Origin of the sequence: Pseudomonas quebecensis, assembly GCF_026410085.1 — a bacterium.
In the GTDB taxonomy this organism is placed as follows: Bacteria; Pseudomonadota; Gammaproteobacteria; order Pseudomonadales; family Pseudomonadaceae; genus Aquipseudomonas; species Aquipseudomonas quebecensis.
In genome coordinates this window covers 3,760,583-3,774,979 of sequence record NZ_CP112866.1, presented here as the reverse complement: position 1 = coordinate 3,774,979, position 14,397 = coordinate 3,760,583, and the positions used below count along the sequence as shown (strand labels likewise).

Annotated in this window: 10 protein-coding genes; 3 read left to right on the top strand and 7 right to left on the bottom strand. The window is 63.5% G+C overall.

Annotated elements, in window-relative coordinates; translation table 11 throughout:
* The first annotated feature begins 16 nt into the window (after positions 1–16).
* The 3 genes from OSC50_RS17590 to pcaC are packed head-to-tail and all read left to right on the top strand — an operon-like array spanning position 17 to position 2,589.
* Positions 17–1,381 carry a 3-carboxy-cis,cis-muconate cycloisomerase gene (locus OSC50_RS17590; RefSeq protein ID WP_266248337.1) on the top strand — a complete coding sequence of 455 codons (1,365 nt, stop codon included), beginning with the start codon at positions 17–19 and terminating at the stop codon, positions 1,379–1,381.
* Between the two features lie 10 nt (positions 1,382–1,391).
* Positions 1,392–2,183, top strand: coding sequence for a 3-oxoadipate enol-lactonase (gene pcaD / locus OSC50_RS17585; protein ID WP_181081543.1), 792 nt, complete (start codon positions 1,392–1,394; stop codon positions 2,181–2,183).
* Between the two features lie 10 nt (positions 2,184–2,193).
* Positions 2,194–2,589 (top strand): 4-carboxymuconolactone decarboxylase, encoded by a 396-nt coding sequence (gene pcaC / locus OSC50_RS17580; protein WP_181081542.1) that lies wholly within the window; start codon positions 2,194–2,196, stop codon positions 2,587–2,589.
* 20 nt (positions 2,590–2,609) lie between these two features.
* On the opposite strand, the gene OSC50_RS17575 is transcribed toward pcaC, so the two are convergent.
* The 7 genes from OSC50_RS17575 to OSC50_RS17545 all read right to left on the bottom strand — a co-directional run bounded on the left by OSC50_RS17575 (position 2,610) and on the right by OSC50_RS17545 (position 14,249).
* Positions 2,610–3,509 carry a polysaccharide deacetylase family protein gene (locus tag OSC50_RS17575; RefSeq protein WP_266248340.1) on the bottom strand — a complete coding sequence of 300 codons (900 nt, stop codon included), beginning with the start codon at positions 3,507–3,509 and terminating at the stop codon, positions 2,610–2,612.
* 84 nt (positions 3,510–3,593) lie between these two features.
* Positions 3,594–4,844, bottom strand: coding sequence for an OprD family porin (locus OSC50_RS17570; protein WP_266248342.1), 1,251 nt, complete (start codon positions 4,842–4,844; stop codon positions 3,594–3,596).
* 141 nt (positions 4,845–4,985) lie between these two features.
* A complete protein-coding gene (locus OSC50_RS17565; RefSeq protein WP_266248343.1) occupies positions 4,986–6,599 on the bottom strand; it encodes a J domain-containing protein in 1,614 nt (537 codons plus the stop codon).
* 11 nt (positions 6,600–6,610) lie between these two features.
* Positions 6,611–8,308 carry a molecular chaperone HscC gene (locus OSC50_RS17560; protein ID WP_181081538.1) on the bottom strand — a complete coding sequence of 566 codons (1,698 nt, stop codon included), beginning with the start codon at positions 8,306–8,308 and terminating at the stop codon, positions 6,611–6,613.
* 176 nt (positions 8,309–8,484) lie between these two features.
* Entirely contained in the window at positions 8,485–9,942 is a 1,458-nt protein-coding gene (gene adeC, locus OSC50_RS17555) for an AdeC/AdeK/OprM family multidrug efflux complex outer membrane factor (protein ID WP_181081537.1), read from the bottom strand.
* The gene (locus tag OSC50_RS17550) at positions 9,939–13,100 is read right to left on the bottom strand and encodes an efflux RND transporter permease subunit (RefSeq protein WP_181081536.1); all 3,162 of its coding nucleotides are present in this window, start codon (positions 13,098–13,100) and stop codon (positions 9,939–9,941) included. Before OSC50_RS17550 ends, adeC begins: the two co-directional genes overlap by 4 nt.
* 3 nt (positions 13,101–13,103) lie before the next feature.
* On the bottom strand, positions 13,104–14,249 hold the full coding sequence (locus OSC50_RS17545; protein ID WP_181081535.1) for an efflux RND transporter periplasmic adaptor subunit: 1,146 nt from the start codon (positions 14,247–14,249) through the stop codon (positions 13,104–13,106).
* Positions 14,250–14,397: the final 148 nt, after the last annotated feature.

Sequence of the window (14,397 nt, the reverse complement as noted above, 5' to 3'; positions counted from 1 at the left end):
GAAGTAGGAAAGCCTTATGACATTGCGCACGAGCAACCAACTGTTCGACGCCTATTTCACCGCCGACAGCATGGCTGAGGTGTTCTGCGACCACGGCCGCTTGCAAGGCATGCTCGACTTTGAAGCCGGCCTGGCCCGGGCGCAGGCTCGCGTGGGGTTGATTCCGCCAGCGGCGGTGGCGCCGATTGCCCAGGCATGTCTGGCGTCGCTGTACGACGTTGACGCCCTCGGCGTAGCCATCGCCTCGGCGGGCAATTCGGCGATCCCGCTGGTCAAGGCCTTGGGCAAACTGATTGCCAGTGAAGACGCCAACGCCGAGCGCTATGTGCACCTGGGGGCCACCAGCCAGGACGTGATGGACACCGGCCTGGTGCTGCAACTGCGGCGCGCCCTGGTATTGATCGAAAGCGACCTGGCGCAATTGGGTGAAGTGCTGGCCGCGCAAGCCCAGCGCTATGCCGCCGTGCCGTTGGCCGGGCGCACCTGGTTGCAGCATGCGACGCCGGTGACCCTGGGTATGAAAATCGCCGGTTGGCTGGGTGCGGTGACCCGTTCCCGGCAACGTCTGGCCGAACTCAAACCGCGCCTGCTGGTGCTGCAATTGGGCGGCGCATCCGGCACCTTGGCCGCGCTGGGCGAACAGGCCATGCCGGTAGCCGAAGCCCTGGCCGCCGAATTGCGCCTGACGTTGCCCGAACAACCCTGGCACACCCAGCGCGATCGCCTGGTGGAGTTCGCCAGTGTGCTGGGCCTGATCGCCGGCAGCCTCGGCAAACTGGGCCGGGATATCAGCCTGCTGATGCAGACCGAGGCGGCGGAAGTGTTCGAGCCTGCGGCGCCGGGCAAGGGCGGTTCTTCCACCATGCCGCACAAACGCAACCCGGTCGGCGCCGCCGTACTGATCAGCGCCGCCACCCGCGTACCGGGCCTGGTGGCCACAATGCTCAGCGCCATGCCCCAGGAGCACGAGCGCAGCCTGGGCCTGTGGCATGCCGAGTGGGAAACCCTGCCGGACATTTGCCGGTTGGTCTCCGGCGCGTTGCAACAGGCGCTGCTGCTGGGCCGAGGCTTGGAGGTCGATCCGGCGCGCATGGCCCACAACCTTGATTTGACCCAGGGTCTGGTGCTGGCCGAGGCGGTGAGCATGGTGCTCGCCCAGCGCCTGGGCCGCGAAACCGCGCACGATTTGCTCGAGCGCTGCTGCCGGCGCGCGGTTGCCGAGGGACGCCATCTGCGCGCGGTATTGGCCGATGAGCCGCAGGTGAGCGCCGAACTGTCCGCCACCGAGTTGGATCGCCTGCTCGACCCGGCCCATTATCTGGGCCAGGCGCACACCTGGGTTACCCGCGCCGTGACCGACCATTTTGCATTGAGTGCCTGAGGAGACTGCTGTGGCTTTTGTACAACTCGCCGAGGGCGACCTGCATTACCAACTGGAAGGTCCTGTCGATGCGCCGGTGCTGGTGCTGTCCAATTCATTGGGCACCAACCTGCGTATGTGGGATATCCAGATCCCGGCGTTCACCGAGCATTTTCGCGTGTTGCGTTACGATACCCGTGGCCATGGCAAGTCGCTGGTGACCGAGGGGCCTTACCGCATCGAGCAGTTGGGGCGCGATGTGCTCGCGCTGCTGGATGCGCTGCAGATTCCCCGCGCGCATTTCTGTGGCCTGTCCATGGGCGGCCTGATCGGCCAATGGCTGGGGATCAACGCCGGCGAGCGCCTGCAGCGGCTGGTGGTGTGCAACACCGCCGCCAAGATCGGCACGCCCGAGGTGTGGAACCCACGCATCGAGACGGTGCTGCGCGATGGCCCGGATGCGATGGTGGCCTTGCGCGATGCATCGATCGCGCGCTGGTTCACCCCCGACTTCGCCGCCGCCAACCCGCACCAGGCCAAACTGATCACCGATATGCTCGCCGCCACCTCGCCTCAAGGCTACGCCGCCAACTGCGCGGCCGTGCGCGATGCGGACCTGCGCGGGGCGTTAGCGTCGATCCAGGTGCCGACCCTGGTTATCGCCGGCAGTGAAGATGCCGTCACCCCGCCTGCCGGTGGCCACTTTATCCAGCAACAGGTCAAGGGCGCCGAATACGCCGAGTTCTATGCCGCGCACCTGTCCAACGTCCAGGCCGGTGCTGCGTTCAGTGACCGGGTGATTAAATTCCTGCTGTGCCGCTAAGGAGCTTTTCGTGGACGAGAAACAACGTTATGCCGAGGGTCTGCAGGTGCGCCGCGACGTGTTGGGGGACGCCCATGTCGACCGCAGCCTCAATGCCCTCACCGAGTTCAACAGCGAATTCCAGGAGATGATCACCCGTCATGCCTGGGGCGATATCTGGACCCGTCCCGGTCTGCCCCGGCACACCCGCAGCTTGATCACTATCGCCATGCTGATCGGCATGAACCGCGGCGAAGAACTCAAGCTGCACCTGCGCGCCGCCGCCAGCAACGGCGTGACCCGCGCCGAGATCAAGGAAGTGTTGATGCAGAGCGCGATCTATTGCGGGATTCCAGCGGCGAATGCGACTTTTCACCTGGCCGAGTCGGTATGGGACGAGCTGGGCGTTGAATCCCGCCAGGGCTGACAGATGGGCGCCACGCCGGGTCAGTGGGAATCCGAGTCCCATACCCAGTTCCACACACCCGGCAGGTGCACGGCTTCATTCACATCCTTGACGGTACGGGCCAGTGCGGCGCGTTGCAGTGCGGCGTGGTCGGTGTAGAAAGGCTCGGCGGCGGTGTGCATGCCGTTGGTGCGGGCACTGTCCAGCAGGATCTGCAAGTACTCCTGTAGGTGCCGCGCGGTGTAGCGGTTGATGTCGTGGAAGGTCACCACCACCGGGATCACGCCGTCCACCGTAGGCAATTCGCCCAGGGCGATACGTTCGCGCACCACCGACAGTTGCCGGTACAGGTTGGCGCGCCGCCTCGGGCTGGCGTTGAAGCCCCAGATCTTGCCGTCATTGGCGCTCAGGTCCGTGAGCAGTACCTGCATGCCGTGGCGCTGGTAGGCGGCGAAGGTGCGGCGGTCGTAATTCCAGAACGGCGGGCGTACCAGGCGCGGCGGTGCGCCGGTGATGGCGGCGATATCGGCCGCGCCCTGGATGAGGGTGCGTTCCAGTTCGGCATCGTTGAGCCAGCGGTGATTGGTGTGGAAGGTGGTGGCGGTGTGAAACGCCAGCACATGCCCGCCGGCGTACTCACGCTCCATGGTCTTGCGGCCCCGCGAACTGCCGCCTGCGCGCGCGGATTCGGTCTGCAGGAAAAACACCGCCTTGATGCCCGGCAGCACGGGGTTGTGTGCCAGGTCGGCGATCACCGAGCGGGTCGGATTGTTGTAGCCCGAAGCGCTGGGGCCGTCATCGAACGTCAACAGAAAGCGGATCGGCGCCTGGGCTTGCAGGCGTTGCTCAGTCTGCGGCGTCAGGGCGATGGGCGCGCCGATGCAGCCGCCGAGGCTCAGGGCCAGGGCCAGCACGGCAGCGGCGAAAGCATAGAGTTTCATGGTGGGCACGGGCTCGGCAAAGAGGCCGCTGCTGGGCGAATCAGCAGCGGCAGGCGCGCACCATACAGCAAGTGCCGCGCCGGTTTACAGCAGACTGATCGGGTAACTGACGATCAGCCGGTTTTCATCGAACTCGTTGTTGCTGTAGTCGCGGCGCATGCTGGAATTGCGCCAGCGTACTGTAAGGTTTTTCGCCGCACCGCTTTGCACGGTGTAGCCCACTTCGCTTTCGCGCCCCCATTCCTTGCCGTCGGTAACGGTGCCGCTGTGCACATTGCTGCCGCTGATATAGCGGTTCATCAGGGTCAGGCCCGGCAAGCCGAGGGCGGCGAAGTTGTAGTCGTGGCGCACTTGCCAGGATTTCTCCCGGGCGTTGTCGTAGCTTGAGTTGTAGCTGTCGTTGGCCAGGGTGCCGCCGCTGGTGCCGTTGACGCGCATCCATGCACTGTCGCCGCTGAGCTTTTGCAGGCCCACATAGAACGTGTTGCCGCCGTATTTGGCCGAGAACAGGCCGGACCAGGTTTGATTGTCCAGCTCGCCCGCGCGGGCGCTGCCGTCTTGCTTGCCGTAGAAGAACCCGAGGTTGGCGCCCAGGGTCCAGTCGCCCACAGGCTGGCTGTGGATCAGGTTGACGAATTGCTGGCGGTAAATGTCCTTGAGCTGAGCGTTCCACAGGCCGACCTGGGTGCGTTTGTCGTTGAACGCGTATTCAGCGCCCTGGAAGTTGAAGCGGTCCGAGGTGAACGCGGTTTTGCCCACCATCGACATGTCCGACAGACTGCTGTCGTCGCGCGGGCTGTTGGCGCGGAACTGGCCGCCATAGAGGGTCAGGCCGTCGATTTCCTTCGACGTGATCTGCCCGCCGCGCAAGGTTTGCGGCAGGGAGCGGCCATCGTCGGCGCGCAGGATCGGCAGCACCGGCATCCACTCGCCCACCTTCAGCTCGGTCCTGGACAGCCGTGCCTTGAACGCCACGCCCAAACGCCCGAAGTCATCGGCCGGGCGACCGTCGTGATCCAACGGCAACAGCTGGGTGCCGCCGGTGCCGCGTCCGCCGTCGAGCTTGAGCGAATACAGCCCCAGCACGTCCACGCCGAACCCCACCGCGCCCTGAGTGAAGCCGGATTTGGCGTCGAGAATAAAACTCTGCGTCCATTCCTGGGCGCCGCCCTGGGTTTTGCTCGGGTTGGTGAAGTTACGGTTGAAGAAGAAATTACGCAGATTGAGGTTGGCGCCGGCGTCTTCGAAAAAACCGTGCTCTTGGGCGACGGCAGGCAGGGCAAGACTGGCGACAGCGATGGCCAGCAGCAGCCGGCGCGGATGGAAAGTGCTCATGGTGGCGGACCTGTTGTTATTGGGGTTATGCAGGTGGCGGCCATGGTGCGCGGGGCTGCGGGCGCGCTTCAATCGGGGGAGGGCGGGTTGTGGGCGGTGATCGAACGCAAGTTGCCGGGCGCTTGGGCCCGGCAGGCAGGCTCAGCGTTTGGGCAGGTCGATGTGGGTCCAGGGGAACGCCGGCAAGTAATGCTGGGCCGCGACGATCACGGCCACCATCACCACCAGGAACACCACTTGCCACGGGCTCCAGAACGCCCAATGCAGGCCGTTGAGCCACGGGTAGCCTTCGCTGAAGCGTTGGCTCATATGGCCGATGCGTTTTTTGTGCAACAGGTTGATCAGTACCATGCCGGCATAGGTGAACGCGCCGAGTACGCCGAGCATCAAGCCGCAGGCCACCAGCATGATCGCCTGCGGCACGCCGTGGCGGATCACCAGCCAATAGTCGTTGGGGTTGAGTCGCTTGGGGATCAAGCGCTGGCTCAGCCACAAGTCCAGCACTCTGTAGGTCGAACTCATCCCGGCCCACAGCTGCGTGACGCGAAAGCCGATGCCGGCCGGCACCAGTGCCATGAACATAAAGATCGACACCGACATCAAGTCCAGTTTGTCGGGCCCGGAGTGGGCGATGCTCAGGCCGATACCCAGGGCGAACACGGCCCACAACCGGATAAATACTTGGGTGTAGATCGGCCGTGGCACGAATTTGCGCCAGAAGAACAGGTCAGGTTGAGGCAGCCGCTCGGTCAGTTGCGGGTAGCGCCAGGTCAACGTTTCGGCCAGGTGCTGGCAGGCGTTCCATTCGTTGTCGCCGAAGGTATCAATGATGCGTTTTTGTTGCGTGGCGGACATCGGCGTCAGCAGCAGGCGCGCGGCCAGGGCGTCGGCGGAGTTGCGTCGGGTGTCCTGGGCTTTCTCCTGCAGATGAGCGAAGAAACTCTCCTGCTCGCAGCGCGACACCAACTGGCGCCACATCCACGCCGGTTCCGGGTAAACGCCTTTCTGGTCATCCCAACCAAACGCCTGGCACACCCGTTCGAACAGCGGCACGCTCCACTGGGTGTCATGCAGCAATTGCAGAACGATGCGTTGCCACTGTTGCTGCAGGTCGAATACCTGCAACCAGGCTTGGCTGTTGTGCTGCGTCAATTGGCGGATGAACTCGCGTTCGGCCTGCTGCTCCAGCAGCTCTTGCAAGGTGCGGCGGTAGTCCTGCAACAGTTCGCCGGTCAGCGCCTCGTACTGCCAGGTGGTCATCGCCACCTGCTGCCACGGCGTCAGCCATTCCAGGTGCTGCGCGGCCCATTGGGCGATGGCGCTGCGTTCGCCGGGGGCAGTGAAACAATGGCGCAACAGGCCGGCCTGGAACGCGTCGGCGCAACCCTGTTGCCGAGCCTGCGCCCAGCGTTCATCGAGGTTATGGGCATTGAGGCCGCAGATCAGCGCCTCGGCTGGGTCTGGCGCGGGGGCGTCGAACGGCGCCGGGCTGAGGGGGCGCACGTCCATCAGTTCGGCCAGGTCGCTGAGATTGCCGGGGGCCGCTTCGGCCGGCGGTGCCTCGACGGCCACCTGCTCGTCGTTGTCCACGCGCCAGCGCGCTTCGCTCAGTGCCTCTTCATAGGCCTCGCGCAGGCGCTGGAAGCCGACGGCATCCTCGTCCGGGCGGCAGCTTTTGAGCAAGCGTGCATAGCTGCGCTTGATGGTGCGCTCGTCGGCATCTTCCGGCAGCTGCAATACGGTCCAACAATCCATGGGAGGTTTCCTCAGCGCCAGAACCCGTTATCGAGCTGCTCCAGTTGCCGGGTCAGTTCGCTGCGGGCTTCGCGGATGCGGCGTTCGTCCTGGGTATCGAGCACCTGCTGGAACTGCGCGGCCCAATGCCCGAGCTGTTCGCGCAGCTCACCCAGGCTTTCCTGATAGAGCCGTTCAAGGCGCGCGGTCAGGACGGTGTTGACCTGCTGGTCGCGCGGATGAATTTTCAGCAGCGCCAGGGCTTGCAGGCGTTGCTGGATTTCCTGCGGGCTGAGCACGCCGGGATTGTTCTCGATCACCAGGGAGTGCTGCTCGCCGGTCAGCGGGATATTCACCTGGGCTTCGAGCAGGCCGTTGTTGTCGTAGGTGAAGCGCACGTCCAGCGAGACTTCGCCGGCCTTGCGCTTGGGCACGGCGATTTCCAGCTGGCCCAGTTCGATGTTGTCTTTTACCAGGCGGCTTTCGCCCTGGTAGATCTTCAACAGGACGCGGCTCTGGTCGTCATGCAGGGTGACCACGCTTTTGACCCGGCTCACCGGCACGCTGCTGTTGCGTTCGATCAAGGGCAGGTACAGCCCGCTCTCGATGTGGCCGCCGTACTGGTTTGAGGTTTCGATGCCGAGGGTGTAGGGGCACACGTCGGTCAGCACGACTTCTTCCAGCGCGGCGGAACGCGCCTTGAGCGCGGCCTGGATCGCGGCGCCGTGGGCGACCACCTGGTCGGGGTCGAGGCTGATGGACGGGAAGCGCCCGAACAGCCCGGCGGCGAGTTTGCGCACCAGCGGCATCCGCGTGGTACCGCCCACCAGCAGGATTTCATCCAGGTCACTGACACGGATGCGCGCATCGCGTAGGGCACGCTCGATCGGTGCCCGCAGGCGCTCGAGCAGCGGCGTGTAGAGCTTGGCCAGTTCCTGTTGGCTGATGGTCTTGACCCACTGTTGGCCGTCGACGCGCAGGGTGAAGTCGGCGCTGTCATCCTGGCCCAACGCCTTGCGCACACGCTCGGCCTCGCGGCGCAGGGCCTGCAGCACGCTGCTGGTGGGTGGAAAACCCTGGGCGTTGCGCTGGCTGTCGACGAAATGCTCCAACAGCAGCGTGTCGAAGTCTTCGCCGCCCAAAAAGTTGTCACCGGCGCTGGCGCGCACCTCCATCACCCCGTCGAACAGCTCGATGATCGACACGTCAAACGTGCCGCCACCGAGGTCGAACACCAGGAACGAGGTTTCTTTGTCGCGTTGATGCAGGCCGTAGGCGAGGGCGGCGGCGGTGGGTTCGTTGATCAGTTTTTCAACGTTGAGCCCGGCCAGTTCACCGGCAATGCGCGTGGCTTTGCGTTGGCCGTCGCTGAAGTAGGCAGGCACGCTGATCACGGCTTCGGTGACGGCGTGGCCGTAGGTGCGTTCGATGTCTTCTTTCAGGCTCTTGAGCACCAGCGCCGAGAGTTCTTCCGGGCGAAACGAACGGTCGCCCAGGCGCACCTCGGTGGCACTGCCCATATAGCGCTTGAACAGCGACGTGGTCAGGTGCGGGTGCGTGTGCAGGCGCTCCTTGGCGGCCTGACCGACCAGCACGCGACCCTGGTCGTCCAGCCCGACCACGCTCGGGGTCAGTAACTGGCCGAGGGCATTGGGCACCAATTCGGCGGCATCGCCGCGCCAGACCGCTGCGAGACTGTTGGTTGTCCCCAGGTCGATTCCTACGATCATTACGACAAGCTCCCTCTGTGGTCTGTAAGAATCTGTGACAGATTTTACCGCGAAAGGTTGAAGGGAATGCAAGGCGGATGGCTGACGGGGCGAGTGATGCGGCGATTGGGCAAAGCGCCGTCGCCAAAAAAAACCGCCTCCTGTGAGGGAGGCGGTTTTTTATGACAACGCCGTTATCAGAACGCCTTGAACGCCGGCGCTTCTTCTTTCAGCGGTTCGTTCTTCGCGGTCTGCTCATTCCAGCCACCGCCGAGGGCCTTGTACAGGTTGACCTCGCTGGTCAACTGCGCCAGACGGTCGGTGATCAGCGATTGCTGAGCGCTGAACAGCTGGCGCTGGGCATCGAGGAACGTCAGGTTGCTGTCGACACCGATGCGGTAGCGACGCTCGGCCAGGCGGTAGTAATCCTGGTTGGCCTCGACGAAACCGCGCTGGGCTTCCAGTTGCTGCTTGTAGGTCGCCCGCGCGGCGAGGCCATCGGAGACTTCCTGGAAGCCGGTCTGGATCGCCTTTTCGTAGTTCGCCACGTTGATCTCTTTCTGGATCTTCGAGTAGTCCAGGCTGGCACGCAGGCTGCCGGCGTTGAAGATCGGGATGTTGATCTGCGGGGCGAACGACCAGGTGCCCGAGCCGCCCTTGAACAGGCCGCCCAGGTTCGGGCTGGCGGTGCCGGCGCTGGCGGTCAGGCTGATGCTTGGGAAGAACGCCGCGCGGGCCGCGCCGATATTGGCGTTGGCGGCCTTGAGGTTGTACTCGGCCTGCACAATGTCGGGGCGACGTTGCAGCAGGTCCGAAGGCAGGCCGGCCGGTACTTCGCTGAGCAGGTTATCCGACAGCGGCTGGCTGGCCAGATTGGCCGGCAGGCCGGTACCCAGCAGCAGGGTCAGGTTGTTTTCGTCCTGGGCCACCTGGCGGGTGTAACGCGCCAATTGCACGCGAGCGTTCTCCACCGAGGTGCGCGCCTGGCTCAGGTCGAGGGCCGAGGCCACGCCGACTTCGTTGCTGCGCGAGGTGAGTTTGAAACTTTGCTCGAACGCGCCAAGGGTGTCCTGGGTCAGCTTGAGCAGTTCCTTGTCGGCCTGCCAGGTCAGGTAGGCGTTGGCCACGCTGGCCACCAGGCTGATCTGGGTGCTGCGCCGCGCTTCTTCCGTGGCGAAGTACCTTTGCAGGGCTTCTTCACTCAGGCTGCGCACGCGGCCGAACAGGTCCAGCTCATAGGAACTGATTCCAAGGCCGACCGAGTACTGGCTGGCGATCCTCGATTCGCCGGTCTGCGACAGGCGAGCCGGGGTGCGCGAGCGTTCGCCGCTGCCCGTGGCCGATACGGCCGGGAACAGGTCGGCGCGCTGGATGTTGTATTGCGCGGCGTAGGCATCGATGTTCAGGGCCGCGACACGCAGGTCGCGGTTGTTCACCAGTGCGGTCTGGATCAGTTGCTGCAGGGCAGGATCATGGAAAAACTGCTTCCAGCCTTGCTCGGCGGCAGCCTGGCCCGGCGCCTGGGCCGACGAATAGGCCGGCCCCTGCGGGTATTGCGCCGCTACCGGCGCTTCGGGGCGCTGGTAGTCAGGGATCAGCGAGCAGCCACTGAGCACGAATGCTGTGACGGCCAGGGAAAGTAGCGACTTGCTCATTGGCCAGCCTCTTTAGAAGTTTGCTTGGTTTCGGGTTCTTTGCGGTTGCCGATGGCCGACACGGTGGCGAAGAACAGCGGCACCCAGAAGATCGCCAGGACAGTGGCCGTGATCATACCGCCGATCACGCCGGTACCGATGGCGTGCTGGCTGCCTGAACCGGCACCCGAGGAGATCGCCAGCGGCAGTACGCCGAGGATGAACGCCATGGAGGTCATGATGATCGGACGCAGACGCATGCGAGAGGCTTCGATGGCCGACTCGACGATGCCCTTGCCTTGTTCGTGAAGCTCTTTGGCGAACTCCACGATGAGGATGGCGTTTTTCGCCGCCAGACCCACCGTGACCAACAGGCCCACCTGGAAGAACACGTCGTTGGACAGCCCGCGCATGCTGGTGGCGATCAACGCACCCACCACGCCCAGCGGCACCACCAACACGACTGCGATCGGAATCGACCAGCTTTCGTACAGCGCCGCGAGGCACAGGAACACCACCAGCAGCGACAGCGCGTACAACGCCGGTGCCTGCGAGCCGGACAAGCGTTCTTCGTACGACAGGCCTGTCCACGCATAGCCCACGCCCGCCGGCAGTTGCTTGGCGATGCGCTCGACTTCGGCCATCGCTTCACCGGTGCTGTGGCCCGGTGCCGGGGTGCCGAGGATTTCCATCGCGGCCACGCCGTTGTAACGCGAGAGCTTCGGCGAGCCGTAGATCCACTTGCCGGTGGCGATGGCCGACAACGGCACCATCTTCCCGGAGTCGCTGCGCACGTACCACTTGTTCAGGTCTTCTGGAGACATGCGGCTGGCGGCGTCACCTTGCACGTACACCTTCTTCACACGACCACGGTCGATGAAGTCGTTGACGTAGCTGCCACCCAGGGCGATCGCCAGGGTCTGGTTGATGTTGGACAGGGAAATGCCCTGGGCGCTGGCCTTCTCGTCGTCAACGGTGAGCTCGTATTGCGGCTCATCGTTCACGCCGTTGGGGCGCACGCCGGCCAGGATCTTGCTCTGTGCCGCCATGCCCAGGAACTGGTTGCGCGCGGCCATCAACTTCTCATGACCGACACCGCCCTGGTCCTGCAGGAACACGTCGAAACCGGTGGCGTTACCCAATTCCAGTACCGACGGCGGCACGATGGCGAACACCATGGCGTCCTGGAACGTCTGCATGAAGTAGCCCTGGGCACGTTTGGCGATCTCGAACACCGAAGTGGACGCATCACGCTCGTCCCACGGCTTGAGCATCACGAACGCCAGGCCCGAGCTTTGGCCACGACCGGCGAAGTTGAAGCCGTTCACGGTAAACACCGATTTGACGCCTTTGCCTTCGCCTGGCTCACCTTCCTTGTCGTTGAGCAGGAAGATGCGCATGTCGTCGATGACTTTCTGCGTACGTTCCGCGGTGGAGCCGACCGGTGTCTGCACCTGGGCAAAGATTACGCCCTGGTCTTCGTCGGGCAGGAACGCCGCGGGGATGCGCATGAACAGCCAGATCATGCCGGCGAAGATCAGCAGGTAGACCAGGAACGCCGGGATCTTGTGCTTGATCATGTTGCCCACGCCGCGCTCGTAGCTCACCACGCTACGGTCGAAGGTGCGGTTGAACCAGCCGAAGAAACCACGCTTGGGTTGGCCGTGCTTTTCGGGGTCGATCGGTTTGAGCATGGTGGCGCACAGCGCCGGGGTGAAAATCAGGGCAACCAGTACCGACAACGCCATGGCCGAAACGATGGTGATGGAGAACTGTTTGTAGATCACACCGGTGGAACCGCCGAAGAACGCCATTGGCAGCAGTACCGCCGACAGCACCAGGGCAATACCCACCAGGGCGCCCTGGATCTGGGTCATGGACTTGACCGTCGCTTCTTTAGGCGACAGGTGCTCCTCGGCCATCACCCGCTCAACGTTCTCCACCACCACGATGGCGTCGTCCACCAGCAGGCCGATGGCCAGGATCATGCCGAACATGGTCAGGGTGTTGATGGTGAAACCGAACGCCGCGAGGATGCCGAACGTACCCAGCAGTACCACCGGAACGGTCATGGTGGTGATGATGGTGGCGCGGAAGTTCTGCAGGAACAGGAACATCACCAGGAACACCAGCACGATCGCTTCGACCAGGGTGTGCACCACACCGGAGATCGATTCGGTCACTACCGGGGTGGTGTCATACGGCACCACTGCCTTCATGCCTGGCGGGAAGAACGGCTCCAGGGACGCCACGGTGGCGCGGATGGCCTTGGCGGTGTCCAGGGCGTTGGCGCCGGACGCCAGCTTGATCGCCATGCCGGAGGCCGGCTTGCCGTTGAACTGCGCGCTGATGCTGTAGGTCTGGCCGCCCAGCTCGATGCGCGCGACGTCCTTGAGGCGAACCTGCGAGCCGTCGGTGTTGACCTTCATCAGGATGTTGCCGAACTGCTCTGCGGTCTGCAGGCGCGTCTTGCCGATGATGGTGGCGTTCAGCTGAGTGCCGGGCAGGGCAGGCAGGCCGCCCAATTGGCCGGTGGCCACCTGCACGTTCTGTGCGGAAATGGCGGTGCTGACGTCGACCGGAGTCAACTGGTAGTTGTTCAGCTTGGCCGGGTCGAGCCAGATACGCATGGCGTACTGGGAACCGAATACCTGGAAGTCACCCACGCCGGCTGTCCGCGAGATCGGGTCCTGGATGTTGGACACGATGTAGTTGGACAGGTCGTCCTTGGTCATGCTGCCGTCTTCGGACACCAGACCGATCACCATCAGGAAGTTCTTCACCGACTTGGTCACGCGGATCCCCTGCTGCTGTACTTCTTGCGGCAGCAGCGGGGTGGCCAGGTTCAGCTTGTTCTGCACCTGAACCTGGGCGATGTCCGGGTTGGTACCCTGGTTGAACGTCACGGTGATGGTCATGCTGCCGTCGGAGTTACTGTCCGAGGAGACATAACGCAGGTTGTCGATACCGTTGAGCTGTTGCTCGATCACCTGCACCACGGTGTCCTGCACGGTTTGTGCGGACGCGCCTGGGTAGGTCACCTGGATATCGATAGCGGTCGGCGCGATGGCCGGGTATTGGTTGATGGGCAACTTCAGGATCGACAGTGCCCCGACCAGCATGATCACCAGGGCAATCACCCAGGCGAAAATGGGACGGTCGATAAAAAATTTCGACATGGGTTACTCCCCTTTGCCAGCAGCGGCAGCAGGAGCGGCGGTACCGGCGGGCTTGGCGTTGTCCGCGTCCTTGACCTTGACCTCGGCGCCTGGCTTGACGTACTGCAAGCCTTCTGTGATGACACGGTCACCGGCGTTCAAGCCTTTCTCCACCAGCCAGTAGGCACCGGCGGTACGGTTGGCCACCAGTTCACGTTGCTCGACCTTGTTTTGCGCGTTGACGATCAGCGCCGTCGGAGTGCCTTTAAGGTCGCGGGTCACGCCTTGCTGCGGGGCCAGGATCGCCTTGCTGTTCACGCCGGCTTGCAATTGGGCGTGTACGAACATGCCCGGCAGCAGGGTGTGGTCAGGGTTGGGGAACACAGCGCGCAGGGTCACGGAGCCGGTGGTCTGATCGACCGACACTTCGGAAAATTCCAGTTTGCCGTCGTGTTGATAGTCGCTACCGTCTTCCAGGGTCAGCTTGACCTTGGCCGCATTGGCGCCGGCTTTTTCCAGTTGGCCGCTTTCCAGGTCGCGGCGCAGCTTCAGCATTTCGGCCGAAGACTGCGTGACGTCGACGTAGATCGGGTCCAGTTGCTGGATGACCGCCATGGCATCGGCCTGGCCATTGCTGACCAGCGCGCCTTCGGTCACCGAAGAACGGCCGATACGCCCGGAGATCGGCGCGAACACTTTGGTGTAGCGCACGTTGATCTGGGCGGTTTGCACGTTGGCTTCGGCGGTCATGCGATTGGCGACGGCGGTGTCGTATTCCTGGCGGCTCACGGCCTGCTCATCCACCAACTGCTTGTAGCGGTCGCTGATGGATTTGGTCTGGCTCAGGGTGGCCTGGGCGCTTTTCAGGGTGGCCTCATAGACCGACGGGTCGATCTGATAAAGCTGCTGGCCTTCCTTCACGTCCGCGCCTTCTTTGAACAGGCGCTTGAGAATGATGCCGTTGACCTGCGGGCGAACTTCCGCGATGCGAAAGGCCGTAGTGCGGCCAGGGAGTTCGGACGTCAGGGTAAAGGCTTGCGGTTGCAGGGTGACCACGCCGACCAGAGGGATTTGAGCGGGCGGAGCCGCTTCTTCCTTTTTACATCCGCTGAGCAGCGATGCCAGGGCGACGGCAGTGACCAGAGCGGTAACAGCTGGCTTAAGTTGCATGAAGATCCTCGGGTCAGGCGCGCAGAGTGCGCACAAGAAGTGTGGAAGGGTAAAAAACGAGCCGTGAGTAGATAAGTAGCTTGCTACGCAATATACTTACGTTCATGGTTGTTTGTAAACTCTTGACAGGTTTCGCGCGTTGTTGACA

What these genes read in the sequence shown, in the direction of transcription:
- OSC50_RS17590 (WP_266248337.1), top strand. Translation starts at nt 17, where the DNA reads ATGACATTGCGCACGAGCAACCAACTGTTCGACGCCTATTTCACCGCC.
- OSC50_RS17575 (WP_266248340.1), bottom strand. Translation starts at nt 3,509, where the DNA reads ATGAAACTCTATGCTTTCGCCGCTGCCGTGCTGGCCCTGGCCCTGAGC.
- OSC50_RS17570 (WP_266248342.1), bottom strand. Translation starts at nt 4,844, where the DNA reads ATGAGCACTTTCCATCCGCGCCGGCTGCTGCTGGCCATCGCTGTCGCC.
- OSC50_RS17565 (WP_266248343.1), bottom strand. Translation starts at nt 6,599, where the DNA reads ATGGATTGTTGGACCGTATTGCAGCTGCCGGAAGATGCCGACGAGCGC.
- OSC50_RS17560 (WP_181081538.1), bottom strand. Translation starts at nt 8,308, where the DNA reads ATGATCGTAGGAATCGACCTGGGGACAACCAACAGTCTCGCAGCGGTC.
- adeC (WP_181081537.1), bottom strand. Translation starts at nt 9,942, where the DNA reads ATGAGCAAGTCGCTACTTTCCCTGGCCGTCACAGCATTCGTGCTCAGT.
- OSC50_RS17550 (WP_181081536.1), bottom strand. Translation starts at nt 13,100, where the DNA reads ATGTCGAAATTTTTTATCGACCGTCCCATTTTCGCCTGGGTGATTGCC.
- OSC50_RS17545 (WP_181081535.1), bottom strand. Translation starts at nt 14,249, where the DNA reads ATGCAACTTAAGCCAGCTGTTACCGCTCTGGTCACTGCCGTCGCCCTG.